At 48.4% G+C, this 22396-nt stretch carries 19 protein-coding genes and 1 pseudogene; 7 read left to right on the top strand and 13 right to left on the bottom strand.

All coding sequences use genetic code 11. From position 1 onward, the window contains the following. Positions 1 to 184: 184 nt before the first annotated feature. The 8 genes from GN241_04110 to GN241_04145 form a co-directional block, all read right to left on the bottom strand. On the bottom strand, positions 185 to 2272 hold the full coding sequence (locus GN241_04110) for a dipeptide ABC transporter ATP-binding protein (protein ID XAT56612.1): 2088 nt from the start codon (positions 2270 to 2272) through the stop codon (positions 185 to 187). Positions 2273 to 2332: 60 nt separating this feature from the next. Next, entirely contained in the window at positions 2333 to 3526 is a 1194-nt protein-coding gene (locus GN241_04115; protein XAT56613.1) for an ABC transporter permease subunit, read from the bottom strand. 13 nt (positions 3527 to 3539) lie between these two features. Then, the gene (locus GN241_04120) at positions 3540 to 4586 is read right to left on the bottom strand and encodes an ABC transporter permease subunit (protein ID XAT56614.1); all 1047 of its coding nucleotides are present in this window, start codon (positions 4584 to 4586) and stop codon (positions 3540 to 3542) included. A 96-nt stretch (positions 4587 to 4682) separates the two neighbouring features. Beyond that, complete coding sequence (locus GN241_04125) at positions 4683 to 6353, bottom strand: diguanylate cyclase (GenBank protein ID XAT56615.1); 1671 nt, start codon at positions 6351 to 6353, stop codon at positions 4683 to 4685. A 404-nt stretch (positions 6354 to 6757) separates the two neighbouring features. Next, positions 6758 to 6928 (bottom strand): hypothetical protein, encoded by a 171-nt coding sequence (locus GN241_04130; protein XAT56616.1) that lies wholly within the window; start codon positions 6926 to 6928, stop codon positions 6758 to 6760. Positions 6929 to 7053: 125 nt separating this feature from the next. Next, positions 7054 to 7395 (bottom strand): hypothetical protein, encoded by a 342-nt coding sequence (locus GN241_04135; protein XAT56617.1) that lies wholly within the window; start codon positions 7393 to 7395, stop codon positions 7054 to 7056. 393 nt (positions 7396 to 7788) lie between these two features. Continuing rightward, a complete protein-coding gene (locus GN241_04140; GenBank protein ID XAT56618.1) occupies positions 7789 to 8394 on the bottom strand; it encodes a LysE family transporter in 606 nt (201 codons plus the stop codon). A 537-nt stretch (positions 8395 to 8931) separates the two neighbouring features. Beyond that, positions 8932 to 9474 (bottom strand): rhomboid family intramembrane serine protease, encoded by a 543-nt coding sequence (locus GN241_04145; protein XAT56619.1) that lies wholly within the window; start codon positions 9472 to 9474, stop codon positions 8932 to 8934. A 248-nt stretch (positions 9475 to 9722) separates the two neighbouring features. Between GN241_04145 and GN241_04150 the strand changes: the two genes are divergently transcribed. Further along, positions 9723 to 10106: a hypothetical protein gene (locus GN241_04150; GenBank protein ID XAT56620.1), complete on the top strand. Its 384-nt coding sequence runs from the start codon at positions 9723 to 9725 to the stop codon at positions 10104 to 10106. An 810-nt stretch (positions 10107 to 10916) separates the two neighbouring features. Here the strand turns inward: GN241_04150 and GN241_04155 are convergent. The 3 genes and pseudogenes from GN241_04155 to GN241_04165 form a co-directional block, all read right to left on the bottom strand. Beyond that, positions 10917 to 11156, bottom strand: a complete 240-nt coding sequence (locus GN241_04155; protein ID XAT56621.1) for a hypothetical protein — start codon at positions 11154 to 11156, stop codon at positions 10917 to 10919. A gap of 145 nt (positions 11157 to 11301) precedes the next feature. Then, a complete protein-coding gene (locus GN241_04160; protein XAT56622.1) occupies positions 11302 to 11931 on the bottom strand; it encodes a queuosine precursor transporter in 630 nt (209 codons plus the stop codon). A 241-nt stretch (positions 11932 to 12172) separates the two neighbouring features. Continuing rightward, positions 12173 to 12847 (bottom strand): annotated as a pseudogene (locus GN241_04165) (DUF599 family protein). Between the two features lie 459 nt (positions 12848 to 13306). On the opposite strand from GN241_04165, the gene GN241_04170 reads away from it, so the two are divergent. Together GN241_04170 and GN241_04175 are read left to right on the top strand one after the other, a co-directional pair. Next, positions 13307 to 13504: a hypothetical protein gene (locus tag GN241_04170; protein ID XAT56623.1), complete on the top strand. Its 198-nt coding sequence runs from the start codon at positions 13307 to 13309 to the stop codon at positions 13502 to 13504. 322 nt (positions 13505 to 13826) lie between these two features. Further along, complete coding sequence (locus tag GN241_04175; protein XAT56624.1) at positions 13827 to 14048, top strand: hypothetical protein; 222 nt, start codon at positions 13827 to 13829, stop codon at positions 14046 to 14048. 37 nt (positions 14049 to 14085) lie between these two features. Here the strand turns inward: GN241_04175 and GN241_04180 are convergent, their stop codons facing one another. Next, a complete protein-coding gene (locus GN241_04180) occupies positions 14086 to 15048 on the bottom strand; it encodes an aldo/keto reductase (GenBank protein ID XAT59173.1) in 963 nt (320 codons plus the stop codon). A gap of 110 nt (positions 15049 to 15158) precedes the next feature. Between GN241_04180 and GN241_04185 the strand changes: the two genes are divergently transcribed. Continuing rightward, a complete protein-coding gene (locus GN241_04185) occupies positions 15159 to 16247 on the top strand; it encodes a D-TA family PLP-dependent enzyme (GenBank protein ID XAT56625.1) in 1089 nt (362 codons plus the stop codon). Positions 16248 to 16418: 171 nt separating this feature from the next. Here GN241_04185 and mgrA read toward each other — a convergent pair whose 3' ends face one another. Continuing rightward, positions 16419 to 17450 carry an L-glyceraldehyde 3-phosphate reductase gene (mgrA, locus tag GN241_04190; protein XAT56626.1) on the bottom strand — a complete coding sequence of 344 codons (1032 nt, stop codon included), beginning with the start codon at positions 17448 to 17450 and terminating at the stop codon, positions 16419 to 16421. A gap of 783 nt (positions 17451 to 18233) precedes the next feature. On the opposite strand from mgrA, the gene uxuA reads away from it, so the two are divergent. From uxuA to iolG, 3 genes are all read left to right on the top strand, one after another. Continuing rightward, entirely contained in the window at positions 18234 to 19415 is a 1182-nt protein-coding gene (gene uxuA, locus GN241_04195; GenBank protein XAT56627.1) for a mannonate dehydratase, read from the top strand. A gap of 247 nt (positions 19416 to 19662) precedes the next feature. Continuing rightward, positions 19663 to 20685, top strand: a complete 1023-nt coding sequence (locus GN241_04200) for an Ldh family oxidoreductase (GenBank protein ID XAT56628.1) — start codon at positions 19663 to 19665, stop codon at positions 20683 to 20685. Positions 20686 to 20919: 234 nt separating this feature from the next. Then, the gene (iolG, locus tag GN241_04205; protein XAT56629.1) at positions 20920 to 21942 is read left to right on the top strand and encodes an inositol 2-dehydrogenase; all 1023 of its coding nucleotides are present in this window, start codon (positions 20920 to 20922) and stop codon (positions 21940 to 21942) included. Positions 21943 to 22396 lie beyond the last annotated feature (454 nt).

Raw genomic sequence — 22396 nt, forward strand, 5'->3', positions numbered from 1 at the left:
AATGGCCTGCTTCGCTTCGATTATGGAATGGTAGGCTAGCTTGTCGATTAAGCCACATTCATCCGCAGACCAAAGGTTGCGATTCCAAATGAGGCATTGCTTGGTTTGTAAGCCGCCCTGCGCTTCTAACAGATCATCGCAAAAGAAACGACTCGGTTCCAACGTTTAGGCACTGAGCGGCCGGCTATTCTGCCGCAAGTTTGATAACAGGCTCCATTCTTTGCAGCATCGCGTCGCTGAGGTGGCATTTTATGTGATGGTCATTATCCAAAATTTGATTTTTTGGAATTTCCGTTTCGCATAAATTATCGGCCACATGCACCTTCCAATGGCATCTGGTCTGAAACGGGCATCCGCTGGGTGGATCCATGGCAGAGGGAATATCGCCCTCAAGCACGATGCTCTGCTTTTCAACGCTTGTATCAGCAATTGGAACCGCCGAAAGCAGGGCTTGCGTATAGGGATGATAGGGGGGCGAAAATACTTGCTCTGTGGTCCCAAGCTCAACCACATGCCCCAAATACATCACCATGACCCGATCACTGAGATAGCGAACGATTGACAAATCGTGGCTGATAAAGAGAAGCGTCGTTTTCTCGTTGCGCTGGATCTCCATCAAAAGATCCGTAACCGCCGCTTGAACTGAAACATCCAAAGCCGAAACCGGTTCATCGGCAACCACAATCCGCGCGCCACCCGCAAACGCCCTTGCGATCCCTACGCGCTGCTTTTGACCACCCGAAAGCTGGCGCGGCATCCGCTGCGAAAAGGCTCGGGGCAGTTTCACCAGATCTAAAAGCTCAAGCATACGGTCCGAACGCTCTGTATCGGATGAGCCGTATTTGAAAACCTCAAGCGCGCGCATAATTTGACGGCCAACCGACATAGAAGGGTTCAACGTGTCAAACGGATTTTGGAAAACCATTTGAATATCTGCAACTGTTTGAGTGCTACGATCTTCAATTGCAATTTGCTGAATATTGTTTCCGTCTAATAAAATTTGGCCGTCTGTCGCCGTTTCCAGACCCATGAGAACTTTGGCAAAGGTAGACTTGCCGCAACCGGACTCTCCCACAATCGCAAGAGTTTCGCCTTCACGCGCCTCAAACGAGATTGACTCATTCGCTTTGACAACGCGCTTTTCCCCTGCGCTGCCAAAAAGCGCATTGGCGGCAACTTCATAATATTTCTTAAGCTTATCAATTTTGAGGATCACATCCCCAAGCTCTGACTTAGAATTTGCGCTTGAAGCACTGGCAGGTTGCGCCCAGTCGATATTTTGAACTCTTTTGCAGCGGCTTAAATGAAGCGCATGGCCTTCGATTGGGACCATATCAATAGCCGAACTATCACAGACCCCCTCTTGGAAATAGTCGCAGCGTGGCCCAAAATTGCACCCTAGCGGCCGTTCATGCGGCAGTGGAAAATTTCCAGGAATAGCCACCAATGGACGGGTTGTTTTATTTGCCCCTGGCAGCGGAATAGATCGAAAAAGGGCCTGCGTATAAGGGTGCTGCATTTTTTCAAAAACATCTTTAATTCTGCCGGTTTCCACCGCTTCACCAGAATACATTACGCAGATGCGTTCACAGGTTTCCAAAACAAGCCCAAGGTTATGCGAGATGAACAGCATGGATGTGCCATATTTTTTGCCCAAATCTTTCACCAGTTTGACAACCGCCGCCTCAACCGTGACATCAAGCGCGGTGGTGGGTTCATCCAAAATAAGCAAAGCCGGTTTTGACATCAGCGCCATAGCGATAACGATCCGCTGCTGCTGGCCGCCAGACAATTGGTGAGGATATGATTTAAGGATGCGCTCAGGGTCGGGCAGCTTAACATCTTTGACAACCTCGAGCGCCCGTTTATAAGCTTCTCGCTCGGACACCCCTTCGTGGATCATCGGCACTTCTGTTAGCTGCTTGGAAATTTTCAGCGCCGGGTTCAATGAGGCCATTGGTTCTTGATAGATCATCGCAAGTTCATTGCCGCGAATACACCGCAACTCCTCGGCGCTCATCTGAGCAAGATCGCGCCCCTTAAATTTGATCGTACCTCCAACGATTTTGCCATTCACACCAAGGTCCTGCATCACGCCCAATGCAACCGTAGATTTCCCACACCCAGATTCTCCAACCAGACCCACGGCTTCACCAGGTTGAACAGCAACGGAAAAATCCATCACGGCTGGAATTTCGTTTAATCGGGTAAAAAAGGATATGGAAAGCTTATCGATTTCCAAAATCGGACCGTCAAAATCTGTTTTATCCATTATTCTTTGCCTATTCAGTTGACGCGTTTAAGTGCGCAATTTTTGACGAGTTTTAACTTTCTAATCCTTCAGGCTTTCCTCGCGCAGACCATCGGCCAGCAAATTCAAGCCTAACACAAGGCTCAGCAAGGCAAAGGACGGAACCAAAGCCGCATGGGGATAAATGGAAAGCAATTTTCGACCATCATTGATTGTTGCCCCCCAGTTGGGATCCTCAGGCGACAAACCAAGACCGAAAAAGCCAAGCGTTCCAAGTAAAATAGTGGTGTATCCAATGCGAAGGCAAAAATCTACGATCAGCGGCCCGCGCGCATTTGGAAGTATTTCCCAAAGCATGATATACCACGCACCTTCACCCCGCGTCTGCGCCGCAGCAACGTAATCTCGGGTTTTGATATCCATGGTTAAGCCTCGGATAATCCGAAAAACGGTTGGTGAGTTTACAAAAACCACCGACACAAAAACGGTCAGCAATCCCGCATCCACGTCAAACAGATCTATCGCGTTAAAGAACTCAATTTTACTGCCCGTTTCATTGATCAACGAAACATATAATAGCCCTAATATGGCCAGTCCCACGCCCAGCAAAGCATTCCGCTTCGCGGGAACTGTGTGATAACGCGAATAGATCAATACAGAGTAAAAAATTAATGGGAACACAAACAAAATAATCGCCATATATTGCGGCAAACCGGTCAGTCTGATTTCCGGAGTGACCAAGAGATAAAACAGCAATATGACTGGAAACGCCAAAATCAAATTTGCGACAAAAGAGATCGATGTGTCGAGCCGCCCCGCATAATAGCCGGCAGGAATGCCCAGTGTGATTCCAACCATAAAGGCAAATAACGTGGCCAAAGGTGCAATCACAATAACGATCGTAGAACCGGCGATCACGCGGCTGAAAACGTCTCGGGCTAAATGGTCGCCTCCCAATAAAAAATGCTTGTAACTGTCATCTTCGGCGCCCCTTAGGGCAGTGCCGGGAACTTTATTCTTCATACCTGAAAATTGCGCCAATGGGTCTTGCGTAATTATCAGATCCATTGCACCGGAGAAAAATCCTGTAAACACCCAGAACATTACAATCGCAAACCCGATCATTCCAATAACCGAGTCAAAAAGCTTTCCATATAGGCCCAGCGATCTTTTATATCGCATAGAGATAACAAAAAGCACCACAAGAGAAATCCAGACCGGCCCAAGCTGGATGAACATGCCCAAAAATATTTCCGTCCACGATAAAGAAGTCATTGCAGGGTCCTTTTCACGTGACGCTTATGCGTGGATTCAAATAAACGTAACCGATGTCAGATATGAGCTGCGTGACAAGAACCACCACGACAGAGACCACCGATACCCCTAAAAGAAGCTCAATATCATTATTTCCGGCAGCCTGCACCAAAACCCATCCAAAGCCCTTGTAATTAAAAAGTGTTTCAACAATTACAACGCCGTTTAGCAGCCAAGGAAATTGAAGCATGATTACCGTGAACGGCGCAATTAAAGCGTTTCTCAACGCGTGTTTCAAAACAACATTCGGGAATGAAACGCCTTTTAAACGTGCGGTTCGGATATATTGGGCGGTCATCACTTCGGTCATTGAGGCCCTTGTCATCCGCGCAATGTAGCCCATTCCGTAGATCGCAATCGTTAAAACCGGTAATAAAAAATTCTCAAGATTAGGGTTTTCCATCGCCGAGGTTGCGGTTCCTTTGAACCATTTCAGCCCTACGGCGCTGGATGCAAAAATAGATATTAGGATCACGCCTGAGACATATTCAGGGGTCGCTGTGGTCAAAATCGCAACCGTTGACAGCGATCGATCGGTTCGGCTGCCTTCGCGCATGCCGGCCAGAATACCCAGAATAAGCGCACTGGGCACCATAAGCGCCATAACCCAGAACATTAACGTACCGGTCAACGCAAGCCGAGTGCCAATGATCCCCGAAACGTCATCTTTAAAGCGCGTTGAATATCCCCAATCGCCTTGTAAAATCCCACAATATTTAGGGGCATCACTTAAGGAAATTTCAGAGTTGATGCATCTACCGCGCACTTCTCCATCCGTGCCTTCGATCACATAACCCGGCAAGAAACCTAGCCACTGACCATATTTTACATGCACGGGTAACAAGTACCCACGATTGAGCAAATAAGTTTGAACGGCCTCATCGCTCATTCGAAAGTTGCCCTGAGTTTTGGCTAATTTTTCCAGGTTTGGATAGAGATTTGTCAGGAAAAAGACGACGAATGTAAGACATAAAGCAGTGAAAATCATAATCACAAGACGCCGTAAAATAAACATCCCCATTCAGTCTCCTACCCTTCCAAGGCATATTTTTAAATTTGATTTAAACACGAAAAGGCCGCCCTTCTATAGAAGAGCGGCCCCAAAAAAATATAGAGTTTAAACTTTGAAACCCCATTTATAAACATGCGGATGGTACGCGATATGCATATCGCATTGAAGTTCTGGCCTGTGGCTTCTGTAAAGGTTACGCCAATATGGCTGAATCGTAACCCCTTCTTCAGCAATCAATGCTTGGCACTTGCCAGCAATTTTGCGTCTTTCATCTGCATCTGCGATCGCATTGGCCTGTGCCAGCAATGAGTCAAATTCAGCATTGCTCCAACCAAACTCGTTCCACGCCTCTCCAGATCTATATGCAAGACCCCACACTTGGGTTGCGAAGGGGCGATGGTTCCAGTTTGTTGAGCTGAAGGCGTATTTTGTCCAATCATTCCAGAATGTAGAACCTGGCAGAATTGTTCTTTTCACCTTAAAGCCGGCATCCCTAAGCTGCGCCGCAACCGAGTCGGTTGTATTTTTTCGCCAATCATCGTCAATCGATACGATTTCATGTTCATACTCTTCCATGCCGGCTTCTTTCATCAAGGCCATGGCTTTCTCTGGATCATATGGCAGTCTCTCGACGCTTGGGTCATGCTCAGGGTGCATCGGCCCCGCGTGGGAATTGTTCGCCGGCGCCCCTTTTCCTGCATAGCCCAATTCTAAGCACAATGCATTATCAACAGCCATAGCAATCGCCTGTCTGACGCGTTTGTCAGCATAAGGTTTATTCCCATTTGCATCTTCTGCCACCTGATTTGGCCGGATCACAATCGTTGAACCCGTAGCGATCGATGAGTTTTCCCACCCGATGCTTTCCATCACATCAACATATTCTCCAACGGTTTCATAAAACACATCAACTTCATCGGCTTCGGCAGCTGCTACAAATGCCGAAGGGTCGGTTCCGTAGTCGATAAATTCAATGCGATCCAGCGGCACGGTTCTTCCAACTGAATAGCCCCACCAATCGTGTGCTTCGTTTTTAACCACCGCGGCCTTAACGCCTACTTCGTAGCTCTCTGGCATGAATGGGCCAGTACCCACAGGATTTGTTGCCATTGTATCAACAGAAAACGTTGAATGCACAACGGCTGCGGGATAATCAGCCATTCCTGCAATAACAGTGATATCAGAAGCAACGCATGTCAGTTCAACCGTGTGGCTATCAACCACTTTGATTGCGCCTGCAGCGGCTTTCCCAGTGTCAGGATCGATAAGGGATGCCATACGGCCAGCCATTGAGTTGCCTTCGACTGATTTATCACACCAACCCTCAATATTGCGCGCAACATCTTCAGCAGTAAAATCGTCGCCATTATTCCATTTCACGCCTTTACGAACGTTTAAAATATATTTCTTTGCATCTTCACTTGCACTCCAACCTTCCAAAAGATTTGGCGTGATAGATCCGTCGCTATTATATTCAACCAAATATTCTAAAAACCCAGCAGTGAAATGCGCCAGCTGTGTCCAGTCAAAAACCCGCGGGTCCTTTAATGCAATTATCTGCATCGACATGCGCATTGTTCCGCCCTGTTGCAAATGGCCACCAGCGTGAGCGGGCTGAGTTAAACCCCCCAACGTATAGGCAGCAGTTGCTGTAAGCCCCAAGGCGGTTGTTCTGGATAAGAATTCACGACGGCTGAGCTGACCTTCCTTAAACTCGTTCGCATACATTTTCGCGGCGGGATGCACTTTTCCGTGATTATTATTTATTTTTGTCATCTTAAACTCCCTAGACATTTATTTCTGTGGTCTGGTTAGGTAATTCAACCAAGACCAGCTTTGTATTGCAGACGCTATCCAATTCAACGCCGCATAAATAGAAAAAAGCGACGTTTTAGGTCGCTTTTGTGACATTGTATAATTCCAGCACGCGCTGGGTTTGATCCACCAGATTGGGAACCAAGCCGTTTTCAACCTCTGCAATATTATTCACAGCTCGCCAATATCAACGCCCCGGAGCGCTTAAGAGTGCAGATATAATCTTAATCTTGAACACCACCAAGGTGGTTCGGCATCAAACGCGGCGCCATAAGCCTCGTAACCCCCCGCATCATCAAAGGGCTGGGCGTTCACAAAATTGCCATTGAACCGCCAGACAACAGAGCAATGAAGCCGCTTTATTGCTATGAACCCTGCTGCACAATCGTGGTTGTGAGGAAGGGAATTTCGATCTTTTGAGCATCAAAGCTGTCTTTCACCTGGCGGTTTAGGTCCAGACGCAAACTCCACAAACCGCTTGAGTCGCACCAAATGCGCACCACGAAATCAACCGAACTTTGGTTTAAGTTGCTCATGCTGAGTGGCGTTATCTTATCGTCTTGTAGAATTTACGCTTTAGAGGCTTGTGATGCTTGAGCTGATTTTTCTGATAGCACCCCGAGGCGCTGTTTCGATTTCAGCGATAGGTACCTGCCTCGTCTTAGTCGATGTGGACGTAGATTGACGCCTCGGAAACTGTCGAACCTATGGTGCCCGCTGTTGCGTCAAAGGCTGCCCGGATCGTATTGCCCGCGACGTCTTCCAATTCAGGATCGATAAGCAGTTGGTAGTATCCGGGCTCCCAAGGAGTGCTTGGGGTGAGGGACCATCCACCACCATCGGTGTAAAGCGTGCCGCTGATCTCGGCGCCGTTCGGATCAATCAGGCTTAAAAGACGCAGTGCCGCCCCTGAATCGATGATGCGGTCAAAAGTAAGGGTAAATGGCAGCGTAGCACCGCGTGCGGTACAGGGCTTCTTTGAAACAGTGATTGAACACTTCAATAAGAGGAATGATATCCACGCACACCACACAGATACGAACGGTGGGGATCTAAGATTAGCCCTGCCTGCAGAGCTTGCGCGGCATCACACCATCAGAAACTTCTCCACGCTATGCTGGCAAAGCCGAAACCAAAAGATTTTTGTGCGCAGTTATCTCACGCCAGAGGAAATGGCTGTGTTTGGTTTTGCAGGCGTTAAAATCCCTCGCAATATCAACGAACCTCTCCACAGTGAACTCCGTTTAGGCGACTACACCGTCATGCCCTCCCTCGTTATAGGCCTTCACACCGGCTTGGGCGTTCTTTTCATTTGGGTTTGGATCGACATTGGAAAACATCGCACGACCAAGGCGGAAATCAGGTCGCACGCGTTAGCGCACGGGTCGCGTGAGTCTCAGAAGATCGTCAGAAAAATCCTTACGGCAAGTGCAAATAGAACCGCTGCGGCGAAACGGTCGAGATAAAGTTTTCGGGACAGATATTTGGCTCTGATCGATACGCCTCCCATGACTGACGCCAGCAAGACGTAAAATATGACTTCAACAAAAAAGTGGTTCACGATTACCAGTGATTTGGCAGAAAGTGACATCCCGCCAGGAAAAATTGCGATTAAGACAGCAGCAGCGAACAACACTGATTTGGGGTTGGAGAGGTTTAGAAAAACGCCATTCCAAAACGCGTTTGTTGATACGTTAGAGTTGTCTAAGATGGGGTCGCCTGCGCCACGCCAAGTCCGGAAGGCAATATAGGTAAGATAGGTTGCACCGATGACGGTCATCATTTTGTAGAGCCATGGGAAGGTTCGGAAAATAACATCCAGACCAATCAGGGCGACAGCAGTCCACATCGCGGCGATGAGCCCAAGGCCGACACTGATTTGAATGCCTGACCGCCTTCCTGAGCTTAGTGTCGTCTTGATTGCAACAAGCAAGGCCGGGCCAGGGCTGGCGATTGCAGCAAGTAGTGCGAGGTTGAACGCCAGTAGATGATGTAATTCCAAGGATGCCTCCTCTGATCTATTTTGAGTTGAATAGTCTCTTTCGGAACGCTTCTAAACCACGTAGCCAACGTCTGAAATTGGCCTTGTTGTCGTATTGCGACAGGGCGAATAATGCTCTTGCAGCAATTTATGTGCGGCGAGCGCATGCAGCGTAAAAGTCGAATTCACACAATGGGCTCACTACTACTGTTAGCTGCGTTTGCATATCAAAAAAACTGCCCCCCCCTCCCAGTCGCAAATATGGACACCAAGTCACATGGTATAATAGCCGTAAACATAGACTGACCAAAGGTTACACGCTGTCACTATGATCACAGCTGGGTCACAAATGCTTTGACAATAACGCCCACTAGATGCGGATCCAGACAAATTAACAACGAAGTTGTGACTAGCGCCTACAAGCTAAAAAGCCTAGTAAAACCAAAGGTTTCAGAAGAGAAATAGTGGTGCCCGGGGGCGGTATTGGTTCCTTGAAGGTGTACCAGCTAAATGCCTTAATCTAAGCAGAGCATAGAATCTCACGTGTCAGTGATGGCGTCAAGATGCACCGAATGACAATGAAAATTTTTCATTGGAGGTCATAATTGATGCAACTTCAGTGAAAACACCTGCAAACAAAAATATGGCTAGAAATTTTGTTCGCCCAAATGCTTCTTCAATATTGTTTCCAAATATCCATAAAAACCAGAGATTGAAAATAAGGTGAAACCAGTCACCGTGAATAAACACACTCGTGATTAAACTAAAAGAGCCAATGTTATCATTTTCACACCACTGACGGTGAATTATGCCTTGATCAAGGTGATAATTTTGTGACGATGCATATCTGCACAGCGAATAATCCAAAACATTTTCGTTGCCTGCGCCCTGAACAAGAAGCCACACTAATATTGTGAGTAAAATTAGTGAAGTGGTGGCAATCGGGAACACTTTAGTGGGGTTGGCATCGTATATCGGAAACATACATATTGCTCGCTGATTAAATGAACATGTAGCAATAAACGCTATCATGAACTGTCCATCTGGGGCTAGGTTATTCGTACATATTTTTGATGGTGAGTCAGTCGGCTTAAGTCGCATCTGTAAATCTGTAACTTCTGGTTGCGTCGCAAGGTGGAAAGATAGATAATTTAGCTGAAGACAATCAGCTACTACGAGACCAGATAAAAGAAATATCTAAACAGAGCCCTCAATATGACGGCTCAGAGGTTGAAATTTCAACAATTGCTCGCCTCATTGGAGTTGAGAGAAAACAAAGATCAAAATCTAGTGGACAATTAGTCAACTGCGTATTCCTCAGGTTCGAGGGCAACTCGCCTGAGAGAAAAATGGATGAAGTTTTTGATCCGCAAAATTTTGTTTTCAATAAGGCTAAAAATTTGGTGGGCGAAATGGTAGTTACGACCACCTGGAAACCTGAAATATTCCGAGCCACATATTGGTTCCGGGACATTTTTCCATGGGGCAACTCGTCCCACGATGAGAGGCAATCAGAGCCGACCAAAACGAACCAGAACTCTAATCAAAGAATCTATTTAAATTGCACATATGCCGAAAAGGATGAATGTAAATCTCTAGGTGGAAAATGGGATCCTGATGTTAAAAAATGGTATGTGACAGAAGCCAGCAACATTAATGATTTTAAAAAATGGCTTCCCCAAGAGTTAAATCACGACAATACGATCAACCAAGAAGACGATATACCCTTTTAATCTGCTAAAAACACTCAACTCAGTTTACTACAAATTGCATTTTTCTTTACTACAACCAAATAATATACTAATTTTACAATGATTTAATTTACGATCTGTGTACTCCGAAGGCAGAGGTCAGAGGTTCGAAGCCTCTCGGGTGCGCCACTATCATCAGACTTAAGCAGGCAGCTGATATATAATCTACTGATAACATTCTTATAAATAGCATTGCCTTCGTATTGGGCTGGAGAGAGTGTTGACCAGATTACTGACCAAAAAAGTCCCTTACACGTTTCACTGTGCCGGATATTACTACTTCTCAAGACGTGTTCCCGCCGATCTTTTGAGCCATTATTCCTATCCTCGTATTGTTCAGGGGCTTAAGACGAGGTCTGCGCAGACTGCTAAATCAAGGGCTATGGTCGCTGCGGCTAAATTGGATGAATACTGGTCTCACCTTAGAATGACTGCCCCTGATCTTATTGGACGCAGTTTGTTAAAGTCGGGATATGGTTCATTTGCTCGAAATACTCAGCTTGATATGTCTACTGCTATTGAGCAGTGTATTTTGAGCAGTGTATTTCGCTGCCTGAGAATTTAGAAACCTACGTCGCGCAAAAGGGTGCTGGTAAGTCTAAGACTTTTCATGCAGCCGCACAAAGAGCCTGTACGTATATGGTGGATGCCTGTGGAGCCAAGACCTTGGCTGAGTACACCAGAGCAGATGCTCTGCGTTATAGAGATTACCTCATTGCCAAGGGTCTGGTTGGCTTAAGCGTTAGCAGAGTAATGACGTTCAAGTTTGTTTCGTGCGCTGGTAGAGAAGTCTTAAGGTTTCTTTTGCTTGGAGTGTTTATCCGACGTTTCAATAGGCTCTTGAGGATCGAAAGCGATAAAAAACTGATGGGCTGCATAAAGGCTGAGGCATAACGCTAGCATAGCCCAAATTTGATTGTCTCCCCAAAATTCGAGTCCTGTCCATAAAACACAAGCTGCAACCACGCCAATGCGCCGCCAAAGAGGTTGAAAAAAGGGCAGTTGCAAATCGATAGCTTTTCTTTTCCGCATTTTTGAACCTAAAGATGCAGTGGCATTTTGCAGTTTAGTTTAAGTCCATTTCGGGCCAGTATAAAGCTATCTTTTCACGCAGATCTTTAATCCACGCGAAATAGGTGACATGCCCTTGTTCTGTGCTGGATGCCGCGCCTATTTGCTACCGACTTACGCCGGCCAGAATGCGAAAAGGAATCAGCGCTATCAGGGCAACTGACAATTTTACAATCCAATCCGCAATTGCCAAAGACACCCAAAGCGGGGCGTCGCTGCCAACGGTCAGCAAGGGCACTAGGTCCCAAGCCCATGATATTTCATCGTTGGCCGCATCGGAAAAAACCGAAATACTTGCCGAGAAGGCAATCGTAAAAAACAAAGCGGTGTCCAAGATAGATCCCACAATCGTAGACGCAAGAGGCGCGCGCCACCATTGGCCATTGCGCAGCCGATTAAAGATGAACACATCGACCAATTGAGCCACTAAAAAGGCACTTCCAGAGCCTATTGCAACGCGTAAAGCCACCGCCGGATACTCATAGCCATCGCCTTGCAACGTAATTTGACTACCGATTAAGGAGCAGAAGATACCTGTCACAAATCCTGAAAATACGACTTTACGCGCGTCGCCAGGCCCATAGAGCCGGTTCATTAGATCGGTGACCAAGAAGGCTAGGGGATAGGTGAAGGCCCCCCATGTGAGAAGCCCATCCAGCAGTAGAAGCTGTACCAAAATATTTGAGGCAACAACAATAGCCGCCATAGCGGCGATTCCGGGAAGTAATCTGTTCATTTTCTAATCCGTTTTATCAAGGTGGCGGAGACTCGGCCCATGATTCCCATGCGCGATGCGGGATTAGGCTGTCTATCTCGACAGGTCAAGCCCCGCATCGGATGTTTCAATCAGTTTCAACCTGCATCTGTTTGGGCAGCCTTTGCCCGCAGTGAAAAATGGTTCATAGATTGACACGCAAAACCAGTTGGGCGATCAGATGAAATTGCTGCTTTTGCTTCCTATCAGGTTCGAGTCGACCCTAAGCTTGATCCAGCAAAACCGGACGCGAATGGGAAAGAAATTCACGGCGTAATAAAACGCTGAGCGTGATCAAAGTGGCGAGAATAAGCGCGATTGGGCCCACCAGCCAAGCAGCGGCAGCGAGCGAGAAATAGATCGCACGCAAACCACGAGTATAGCTGCGGGCGCCGGTAATATTCATTTCGCTGGCTTTGCGCGCTGTTGGCAGCGTCAGCGGATCCTTGGGGTCATTAGGAACCGCCGCCATCAATATGGCGCAATAACCAAACAGACGGTGCGCCCAAACAAATTTCAAAAATCATTAGTGAGGAAAAACAAAAGCAGCAACAGCTTGATTTCCCAAACCACCTGAGAACTGACATTTTAAATTAAGGTCGATGGCAACGCCGATCAGTGCCAATGCACCCCCCGTGGCGATCATTGTGGTCGAGGCAAAAAAGGCAGTGCCTTGACGCAATCCATTCAAAACTTGCGCGTCAAAAATACGCACATCGCGTGCTGCCATATGCTGCATCCAATTTCGGCAGTGCTCTGCCATTAATTGTGATACCGAGGGGCGCGCGTGCGGCGCATATTCGATCAGCCCGCCAGTGGCGATAAAGGATAATAAAAGCAAAGACACGGCCACCAAATCAAGTTGCGAAAATAATGTGAGCCGATCGATCCAAGTCATACCGCTGCCTATTGGCTGTTTGGGGGGGTGCCAATAAAAATCATTATAGAGCAAGTCATTTTTTAAACATCAGATGCCTTTCAGCCGCAGATTGCGCTTTGCCGCCCCGTGTTCAAGAGCGGTTCTTGGCCTCAGCTTTCGCCTTTACCTGATAATATTGGAAAACCCGTGAAAACCGCGTAGACCAAGCATGGATGTTTGAGAGGGCGTTTTACATGCCTCACCAGCAGGCGCATTTTTTCTAAATCTGCAATGCGCAGAGGGCAGCGCTGCCCGTCAAAAATTTGAATATACGTTCCAATTCAGAGGATCGGAACTGCAACAAAGCGCTTGGCATGCGTTGTTTTGGCCGTTCTGGATCAAAAGTTGAAAAATGACGCGGTTGAACACGGGTTTTCACGTTTCTAATTCCATTTATCTTGGTTATTATCAGCCTGTCTCGTATCCCAAGGAAACATCATGGCGCTTGTTTTAAGATTTCTCCCAATTCTTTTGGTTATTGCTGTCCTGCTTTTGATTTTTAGACGTTCAAGAGCGGTGAAAACACCTGCTCAGGCGGCTCAGGAGGGAAATGGTAAGTTGTTTTTGTCTCTCGGCGCCACGCTTGTCGCTTTCGTGCTGTTCGTCGCGGGAGCAGAGCTTATAACGCGCCTCTAAAAGCTTCTGTGAAAGCGCCCGCTAACATGTTGTGAACTTTAGTATCGGCCAAAGGCGATGCGTTTCACTCCGCGTTCCGCACAGATGCGCCGGGTGCAATTCATTACATAAAAAAGGGCAGTGCAGTTACCCAATTTGAGGGTTTTTCAAAGCGGTGTGGCTTTCAAAATTGAGGTTATTTTTGAGCACGGCGGCGCGTAAGAAAAATAGAAAAGACTTTTAAAAAATTTAATCAGACGCTGCCTTGATAAAATTTCAATTAATTTATATTTGTTTACAATATGAAATTTTTGATCTTTAAACGCGTCGACAGGGTGGGCATATGGGATATAATACGAATTTTGAAATGGGATTGAAAGAGCTCGAAATCGTAGAAGACGCGCTGCGTTTTCGGTTGAATCAATTATCAAAGATGTCGACTTCTAACGCAAAAATATGCTATACGGAAAAAAAAGAAATTACGGAAATTCAATCTGTTCTGGGCAGTCTGCACAATCAAAAGCTTTGGTATCGCCCAAAAGATACACCCTATGTGAGCGGATAGGAGCCGTCCAAGCTTTTATGACGCGGCTCGGTTGGTTTTAACCGGGCTTATAAAGCCGATTAGCCTCTGGATCGTCAAGATCATAAGAAAGCTGCGCCAGTTCTACTAGCGCTGCTTCAGGGATCTTAAGGGCAGCCCACTCAAGCGTCTCATCTATGCGCTCTGGTCTGGATACGCCCACAATCGTGGATGTGACGCGACTCTCTTTTAGAGAAAATCGTAATGCGGCGGCTCCCAATGGGATGTTGTGCCGAGTACAGATCTCCTCCAAAACCCTTATGGGTGTCAATTGCTTTGCGTCCGCGGGTTGATAGGTGATTTTTGGCATATCATGGCTGCCCTTGGCGAGCACGCCCCCTGCATATGGAGCGGCATTGAAAACAGCGATGCTTTGCGTTTGCGCATAATCAAACATTGGGCCTGCTGAGCGGTTCAATAAGGTAAACCGGTTATGGCTGATCAAACTATCGAATGGATATGCTTTTAAGATCGGAAACATGATGTCCAGCGCGCCCATCGCAAGACCAACGGCGGTAACCAAGCCCTGTTCCTTAAGTTTGAACAAGGCATCAATTGCGCCGCCATCACGGGTTACTTCGCTTAAGTCACGCGCGTGTTCGGGATCATGAAGATGTAAAAGTGGAACGCAATCAAGGCCAAGGCGCGTTAGGCTTTCTTCAATTGAGCGCGCGACCCGATCAGCATCAAAGCACCCTGTTTGCATGTCGCGGTCAAGCTTTGTGGCTAGTACAAAGCCGTCAGGCAACCCCCCTCGGGCTTTAATCGCTTGTCCAATCCGGCTTTCGCTGCGTCCCAACCCGTAGTTGTTTGACGTATCCAGAAAATTGACAGGCCCATCAAAGATTTTTTGCAAGGTGGTCTGCGCGCGCACCTCATTTACCTCATATCCATAGGTATCAGGCATATTGCCCAGCGCCGAGGCACCAAACGCCACTGATGTGACGCTCAGCCCGCTAATGCCTATCTTTTGTTTTTTCATGGCCAAGAGACTACGCTATTTCAGGGCGCTTAGCGAGTTTAAAGTGGCGCCATTTGCCCGATCAACGTAAGCTTCAATTGCGAGTGTTAAATCTGAAGGGCAGGTATGTTATGGGGCCAATTGATCATACGTTGAAACAAACCATTATGCGCGAGTTTGGCACACCCTGCGCTGTTATTGATCTTGATAAGGTTGAGCAAAATATCCAAACCGTACAGCGTTTATGCGCCGCCCAAGGCCTTGCCAATCGGCCCCATATAAAAACGCATAAATCGCCAATTTTAGCCAAAATGCAAATCGAGGCGGGGGCGCAGGGGATCACTTGTCAGAAACTTGGCGAGGCTGAAATTATGGTGGATGCCGGGATAAGCGATATCGTGATTGCAACCAATCTGCTGGGCGCCGCGCGCTCGGGTCGGCTGGCAGGGTTGCAAAAGCGCGTCGCTTTGAAAGTCTGCGCTGATAACCGCGTGAGCTTAACCGCCTATGCGCAGGCTGCGCAACATGCAGGGCGCCCTTTAGAGGTTCTGATTGAATGCGATACGGGGCAAAACCGTGCGGGCGTTGAGACCCCACAGCAAGCTTTAGATTTGGCTCAGGTGATTAAAGATGATCCGCATTTAAGGTTTGCTGGCTTGTTGTTTTACCCGCCGTTAAACGGCTGGCCACATACCCAGAGATTTTTGGATGCGGTGCAGGCGGGATTGAAACATCTTGGTCTTAAAGCTTGTATCGTTTCGACTGGCGGAACCCCAAATTTAAAGAATATCGGACGTCTGAGCGGCGCAACAGAGCATCGCGCTGGAACCTGTATTTTCAATGATCGGATAATGATCGCCGCTGGATTTGCCACGCTAGAAACGTGCGCTTATCACATTTTCACCAGCGTTGTGAGCCGGGCCGGCGCCGAGCGCGGTATATTGGATGCGGGCTCAAAAACCTTCACCTCGGATGTAGGAGGCTTAGATGGCTTTGGGCATATTATTGAATATCCAAGCGCTCGCATTGATAAATTTGCAGAAGAACACGGATTTTTAGATTTATCCCAAACTGCGCGCAAACCAGAGATAGGAGAGATCGTCCGCGTCATCCCCAACCATGTCTGTGTGTCTGTAAATATGTTTGATCACTTGGTCGCCATTCGGGGCGACCAAGTGGTTGCCTCTATTCCTGTGGCAGCGCGGGGAAAGCTTGTGTGAAGTTTTAAAATCAAACTTCGGCAAAAAGGCTTCCAAGCAGATCCGCCAAATAGTCCGCTTCTGCTGCCGGCCCGGCTTAAAATGATGATCCAGACGTGAGAGGCGCAATTTTTTTGCGCGGCAACTCGCGCATCGATCATCAACTTGGCAAGGCCTCTCCGGGGCTTTGGGCTATGCAAGCTCGGATGAGGCGGCCCACAGGTTCAAGTCTCGATCAGTGGCATAGGTATTGATGCGCTGAAGTTCATCTTCACTAAACTCTAAATTCTGGATCGCAGCGGCACAATCCACCACGTGCTCGGGCTTTGATGCCCCAATCAGCGCTGACGTTACGCGCCCCTCGCGCAAGACCCAAGCCAGTGCCATTTGGGCCAAGGTTTGACCGCGTGCCTCTGCAATAGCATTCAAACCGCGCAACGCCTCGACCAGCGTATCGGCGATCCGGCCGCGATCAAGGCTTTTCTCTTGCATGGCGCGGCTATCGCTGGGAATTCCGTTAAGATACTTGTTTGTGAGAAGCCCTTGGGCCAAAGGCGTGAAGGCGATTGACCCCATGCCAAGACTGTCTAAGCTGTCAAGCAGCCCATCGCTTTCGATCCAACGATTGAACATATTATAGCTTGGCTGATGGATCAGACAGGGGGTACCCAGTGCCTTCAAGATTGCCACGGCTTCTTGCGTGCGCTTGCTGTTATAGCTTGAAATGCCTACATAAAGTGCCCGCCCAGAGCGCACGATTTGATCCAGAGCGCCCATCGTTTCTTCTAAAGGTGTATTTGGATCGAACCGGTGTGAATAGAAAATATCCACATAGTCCAAGCCCATCCGCCGAAGCGATTGATCGCAAGAGGCAATTAGGTATTTGCGGCTGCCCCATTCTCCGTAGGGGCCATCCCACATATTATAACCGGCCTTTGAACTTATCAATAATTCATCTCGATAGCCGGCGAAATCTTGGCGCAAAATATCACCAAAGGCTGCTTCCGCACTGCCGGGCGGTGGTCCATAATTATTGGCCAGATCAAAATGTGTGATTCCATGATCAAACGCTGTTTGGCAGATTTTTCGCTTAGTATCATGTGGAAAATCATGACCGAAATTATGCCAGAGGCCCAAAGATACCGCGGGCAGTTTTAAACCGGATTGACCGCATCGGCGATAAACCATTGCGTCATAGCGTGAAGATGCGGGCGTATAGGTCATTTTATATCCAAATTTGAAGGGCGAATGCCATGCGTTTTCATAGGCGCTCTAAACTGGGGCGCTTACCTTGTCTACTGAGGCATCATCTCTCTGGCAAATGGTTTCAGATCCTAAGGCGTTAAATTTTAAGCCCAAGTTACTGTGCAACTTCAATAGGTGTCTGAGACGATTTACTCGCTTTGAACACATCACGCATCGGGCCAACGCGCCGCCCATTTGGGCTGCGTTGCGCCCTGCAATCAATCAATCAATCAATCGTAATGCGCTGGGCTTTATCGTATTTTATAACAGAGCCACCCGCTTAAAAGTTTCTTTGTGGTGACTTATTAAGCAGTTGCGCTGAAACTCTAGGCGGAAAGTGCCAGAGGGTAGTCCTGATATTCCTTCGGCCGCTGAAAACCCAACTTCGGCTTTGCAGGCGCGGGCTCTGGTGATACCTCCATGCTGCAAATCTTAATTCCTCCCGAATTTTGTGCATCATTGAACTCGATCCTCCCAGACGTTTCAATGTTACTTTGGCCCCCTTTTTTTGGGGGCCTTTTTTATTTCTGCGTGCGAAAACAAGCTGAAAACCAAAACCCCAGCCGCCCAAGCAGGGATGTTCAATCTAGAGCCTTTGAAGCCCGCTTTAAGACAGAGGCGCGCGAATAAGATCCAAATTGTACAATCATCTGGTTTATGCAATCGTGCCGTAAACTCAGCCGGAACGCGTTGTTGGGCGCAGAGCTTTTGAAAAAGCCGTGCGTTTTACCTGTGCTCCAGGTTTCAAAACGGGAGAGATCAGTGATTGAATCGTGGCGTTGGTTCGGACCGCTTGATAAGATTTCTTTGGATCATATTGCCCAATCCGGCGCGGGGGTATTGGTTTCTGCCTTGCATGAAATTCCATACGGAGAAATATGGGATGAGGCGGCGATCCAAACCCGGCAAGCGCTTATTGCGCGGGCTGATCGCCCCTTATCTTGGCAAGTGGTGGAAAGTCTGCCGCTGCACGAGAATATCAAAAAAGGCGAAGGCGATTTGCCGCGTATTTTTGCAAATTACCGACAATCAATGGCCAATCTTGCGGCCTGCGGCATTAAAACGATTTGTTACAATTTCATGCCCGTTCTGGATTGGACCAGAACAACGCTGGATTGGCAGATGCCATCGGGCGGCCATGCTCTGCGCTATTCCGCGGTTGAGATGGCAGCTTTTGATATGTTCATCTTGCAGCGCCCCGGCGCCGAAGGCGATCACGCCAAACAGGAGATTTCGCAAGCGCAACTATGGTTCGAAAAGGCGGATATGGCAGATAAAGACCGTTTGCTGGCTTCGATTATGACGGGCCTGCCGGGGGCTTATGATAGGTATGATGTGGCGGGCTTGCGCGCTGCTTTGCAGGCATATGAGGGGCTGACCCATCAAGATTTAAGGGCGAATTTGAAACGGTTCCTGCAGGAAATCATTCCTACGGCGCAAGAGCTTGGGGTAAATATGTGCATTCATCCCGATGATCCTCCTTGGGATATTTTGGGCTTGCCGCGTATTGTCTCAACGCAATCTGACATCGCTTGGATTTTAGAGGCAGTCCAGGCGGATGAGAATGGGGTCACGTTTTGCACGGGTGGTTTCGGGGCGCATCCTAAGAATGATGTGATCGCAATGGCGCGCGCTTTTGCGCAACGTGTGCATTTCGCGCATTTGCGCAATGTCACAAAATCACCCGATGGATCCTTCCATGAATCAGATCATCTGGGCGGGGATGTCGATCTGGTTAGAGTGATGGGAATCCTACAGGCTGAAACGCATCGTCGGCACGCGGAACAACAGGGTCGCCCGATTTATTTTCGGCCAGATCACGGCCATGCTTTGGCGGGCGATAAGGGGGCTGGCACGCATCCGGGATATCCTTATATCGGGCGCTTGAAGGGTTTGGCTGAACTGCGCGGTGTATTGGCGGCGCTGAACGCGGCCTCTGTTTGAAACAAAATTGGTCATTTCCAGCTTCTAACCGCGAATGAAACAGGTTAGAGGGCAGGCAAATGGGAGATGGCATGACTGATATCGAGAATATAACCACATTAAGCGTTGCGGATGCGGTTCGCTTTGTTAGCCGGGCTCTGGTACAATCTGCGGCGCTGAACGCGGCCTCTGTTTGAAACAAAATTGGTCATTTCCAGCTTCTAACCGCGAATGAAACAGGTTAGAGGGCAGGCAAATGGGAGATGGCATGACTGATATCGAGAATATAACCACATTAAGCGTTGCGGATGCGGTTCGCTTTGTTAGCCGGGCTCTGGTACAATCTGGGGTTTCTGGGACCAATGCAGCTAAGGTTGCTGCAGCTTTGGTTGCCGCAGAAATTGATGGACAAAAAGGCCATGGGTTATCGCGGGTGAAAAGCTATGCGTTGCAGGCGCGATCGGGCAAAGTGAATGGAACCGCGGTTCCGCAGCTTGAAATCTGCAGCGCTGGGCTGATACGCGTTGATGCACAAAACGGGTTCGCTTTTCCCGCGATTGCTTTGGCAATTTCGGAATTGCTGACGCGCTTGCCAGAAACGGGCATAGCGGCTGCGGGGATCATAAGATCGCACCATGCGGGTCAAATGGGCGCGCATGTCGAGGCCTTGGCAGAGCAAGGCATGATTGCCCTCATGTTTGCCAATACGCCCAAAGCGATGGCGCCTTGGGGGGGAAGCCAACCGGTGTTCGGCACCAACCCGATCGCGTTTGCCAGCCCTCGCGCCGATGCAGCGCCTTTGGTAATTGATCTTTCGCTGTCCAAAGTCGCCAGAGGTAAAGTGATGGCGGCTGATAAAGCCGGCGACTCGATTCCTAAAGGATGGGCTTTGGATCAAAACGGGCAAGCGACGACTGATCCCAAAGCGGCTTTGGCTGGTTCAATGGTCCCCCTTGGCGATGCCAAAGGTGCCGCCTTAAGTCTCATGGTTGAAATTCTATCTGCCAGTTTGATCGGTGCAAATCATAGCTTTGAGGCCACGTCCTTTTTTGAGGCGGAAGGCGCGCCCCCTGGCGTGGGGCAAATGATCATAGCGATTGACCCGCAAAAATTTGGTGGCCAGGCCTTCGAAACCCGCCTCAGCGCTTTATGTTCTGCCATCTTGGCGCAAAGCGGTACGCGCTTGCCCGGCGCAAGCCGTGGTCAAAAGCGTCAAGACGCCCGCAAAAACGGGATCAATATTCCGCCATATTTGCGCAAAGAAATTGAAGATCTGATAGCGCATGTATAGCGCATCGTAGGGCGAACCTTATCCTTTTACATGTTCTTAAGGGCATGACGCTGTCTGTAATATTTTTCCGGGCGTTTTGCCATTCTGATTTTGATTGGATTTGGGTTTGAATGCTTGGGCCTATGGTCAAGCTGCTTGTGCAGATATGCGCGCAGCTGCTGAGGCTTGACATTAGAGCGCTCAATGTAAAGCCTGTGCGCGAACCGAATATCCTGTTATTTTAGGAGAAAAGAAATGCTCAACATAGCGGTTTTGGGATGTGGACGGATAGGGCGCATGCATGCGGATAATATCGCGCGCCACGCAGATGCTGAATTGGCTATGGTTTATGATGTCCACGTGCCAAGCGCCTCTGCCGTGGCCGAACAGCATGGTGTGCCGGCGGCCTCTAGCCCACAAGAGATATTTTCCTCGGGTCAAGTAGATGCTGTTTTAATCGCCACCACAACTGAAACCCATGCGGATTTTATTGAAATGGCGGTGGCTGCGGGTAAGCCGGTGCTGTGCGAAAAGCCCATTGATCTCAGCCTCGCACGCGTCAATGCTTGCGCAGAAAGAATTTCGGGCAGCGATGTGTTGATCCAACTGGGCTTTAACCGCCGTTTCGATCCAGGCCATCGCGCCGCGCGCCAAGGGCTATTGAACGGAGATATTGGTGATTTGCATCAAGTGATTATAACCTCGCGCGACCCAGAAATGCCGCCCAGATCCTATTATGAAAGTGCCGGCGGATTGCTGCGCGATATGACCATCCACGATTTTGATTTGGCCCGCTTTATTCTGGGCGAAACCCCCACAGAGGTTATGGCGATGGGTGGGCGTTTGATCGATCCTGCGTTGATGGAGGAGCTAGACGATCTTGACAGCGCGATGATCGTCATGCGGACCGCGGATGGCAAACAATGCCAGATTAATAATTCGCGAACGGCGGTTTATGGCTATGACCAGCGATTGGAATTGCTAGGTTCAACGGGCATGTTGATCAGCGATAATCGCAAGCCGTATGAGTTGCGCCGCTACTCGGCGCAGGAAAGCGAAACAAGCCAGCCCTATTTGCATTTCTTTTTAGAGCGCTATCACGAAGCCTTTATGGCAGAGATCGCCGCTTTTGTTGAGGCCGTGAAAAATCATAAACCCGCAGAGGTTGGCTTTGAAGATGGGCGTCAGGCCCTTCTTCTTGCTGAAGCTGCGTATCTTTCTATCTCTGAAAAACGGCTGGTGCAGGTCGAAGAGGTTTTCGAGCGTTTGGCGCAATAACCTTGCCGACATTCCGATCTTAATGTTTCGCGCTTCAGCTAAACGATTTGATAAGAAAACCGTATTATAAAATGTGAAGTTGGTTTTTGTCTTCATTTCCTCCCTTAAAAGACTGGTGGGCCTCGTGCCCACCTTTTTTATGGATTTGGCAACTTCTTTTTACGCCTTGCCAAGGGCGAATATGATTTCAAGCTTTGTCCGCTCTTTCGGCCGAAAGCTTGATACTTATCACTCAATCACAATAATTTTACCTAAATTTTGACGCCGGGGGATAGCCAAGGCTTTGGATCAACCCTGCTGCGTTTCATCTAGGTTTTTTAAAAGTTTTTGATTGAAAATCATAGTTTGTGTGGCATCGCGCATTGTTACTCTGTCTGGTGCAAGCAAAATCTACATTTTGCAGCGGGTGTTTTTATGTGCGGATTTTTGCCGCTAGGCGTAAGTCGGCTATTTA

This window comes from Rhodobacteraceae bacterium IMCC1335 (assembly GCA_039640495.1).
Classification (GTDB): Bacteria; Pseudomonadota; Alphaproteobacteria; order Rhodobacterales; family Rhodobacteraceae; genus Thalassovivens.

Coding starts and splice junctions, on each gene's coding strand:
- GN241_04170 (XAT56623.1), top strand. CDS start 13,307: ATGGCGCTTGTTTTAAGATTTCTCCCAATTCTTTTGGTTATTGCTGTC.
- GN241_04180 (XAT59173.1), bottom strand. CDS start 15,048: ATGAAAAAACAAAAGATAGGCATTAGCGGGCTGAGCGTCACATCAGTG.
- GN241_04110 (XAT56612.1), bottom strand. CDS start 2,272: ATGGATAAAACAGATTTTGACGGTCCGATTTTGGAAATCGATAAGCTT.
- GN241_04200 (XAT56628.1), top strand. CDS start 19,663: ATGACTGATATCGAGAATATAACCACATTAAGCGTTGCGGATGCGGTT.
- GN241_04125 (XAT56615.1), bottom strand. CDS start 6,353: ATGACAAAAATAAATAATAATCACGGAAAAGTGCATCCCGCCGCGAAA.
- GN241_04150 (XAT56620.1), top strand. CDS start 9,723: ATGGATGAAGTTTTTGATCCGCAAAATTTTGTTTTCAATAAGGCTAAA.
- GN241_04145 (XAT56619.1), bottom strand. CDS start 9,474: ATGCGACTTAAGCCGACTGACTCACCATCAAAAATATGTACGAATAAC.
- GN241_04120 (XAT56614.1), bottom strand. CDS start 4,586: ATGGGGATGTTTATTTTACGGCGTCTTGTGATTATGATTTTCACTGCT.
- mgrA (XAT56626.1), bottom strand. CDS start 17,450: ATGACCTATACGCCCGCATCTTCACGCTATGACGCAATGGTTTATCGC.
- GN241_04175 (XAT56624.1), top strand. CDS start 13,827: ATGGGATATAATACGAATTTTGAAATGGGATTGAAAGAGCTCGAAATC.
- GN241_04155 (XAT56621.1), bottom strand. CDS start 11,156: ATGCGGAAAAGAAAAGCTATCGATTTGCAACTGCCCTTTTTTCAACCT.
- GN241_04115 (XAT56613.1), bottom strand. CDS start 3,526: ATGACTTCTTTATCGTGGACGGAAATATTTTTGGGCATGTTCATCCAG.
- GN241_04185 (XAT56625.1), top strand. CDS start 15,159: ATGGGGCCAATTGATCATACGTTGAAACAAACCATTATGCGCGAGTTT.
- iolG (XAT56629.1), top strand. CDS start 20,920: ATGCTCAACATAGCGGTTTTGGGATGTGGACGGATAGGGCGCATGCAT.
- GN241_04130 (XAT56616.1), bottom strand. CDS start 6,928: ATGAGCAACTTAAACCAAAGTTCGGTTGATTTCGTGGTGCGCATTTGG.
- GN241_04160 (XAT56622.1), bottom strand. CDS start 11,931: ATGAACAGATTACTTCCCGGAATCGCCGCTATGGCGGCTATTGTTGTT.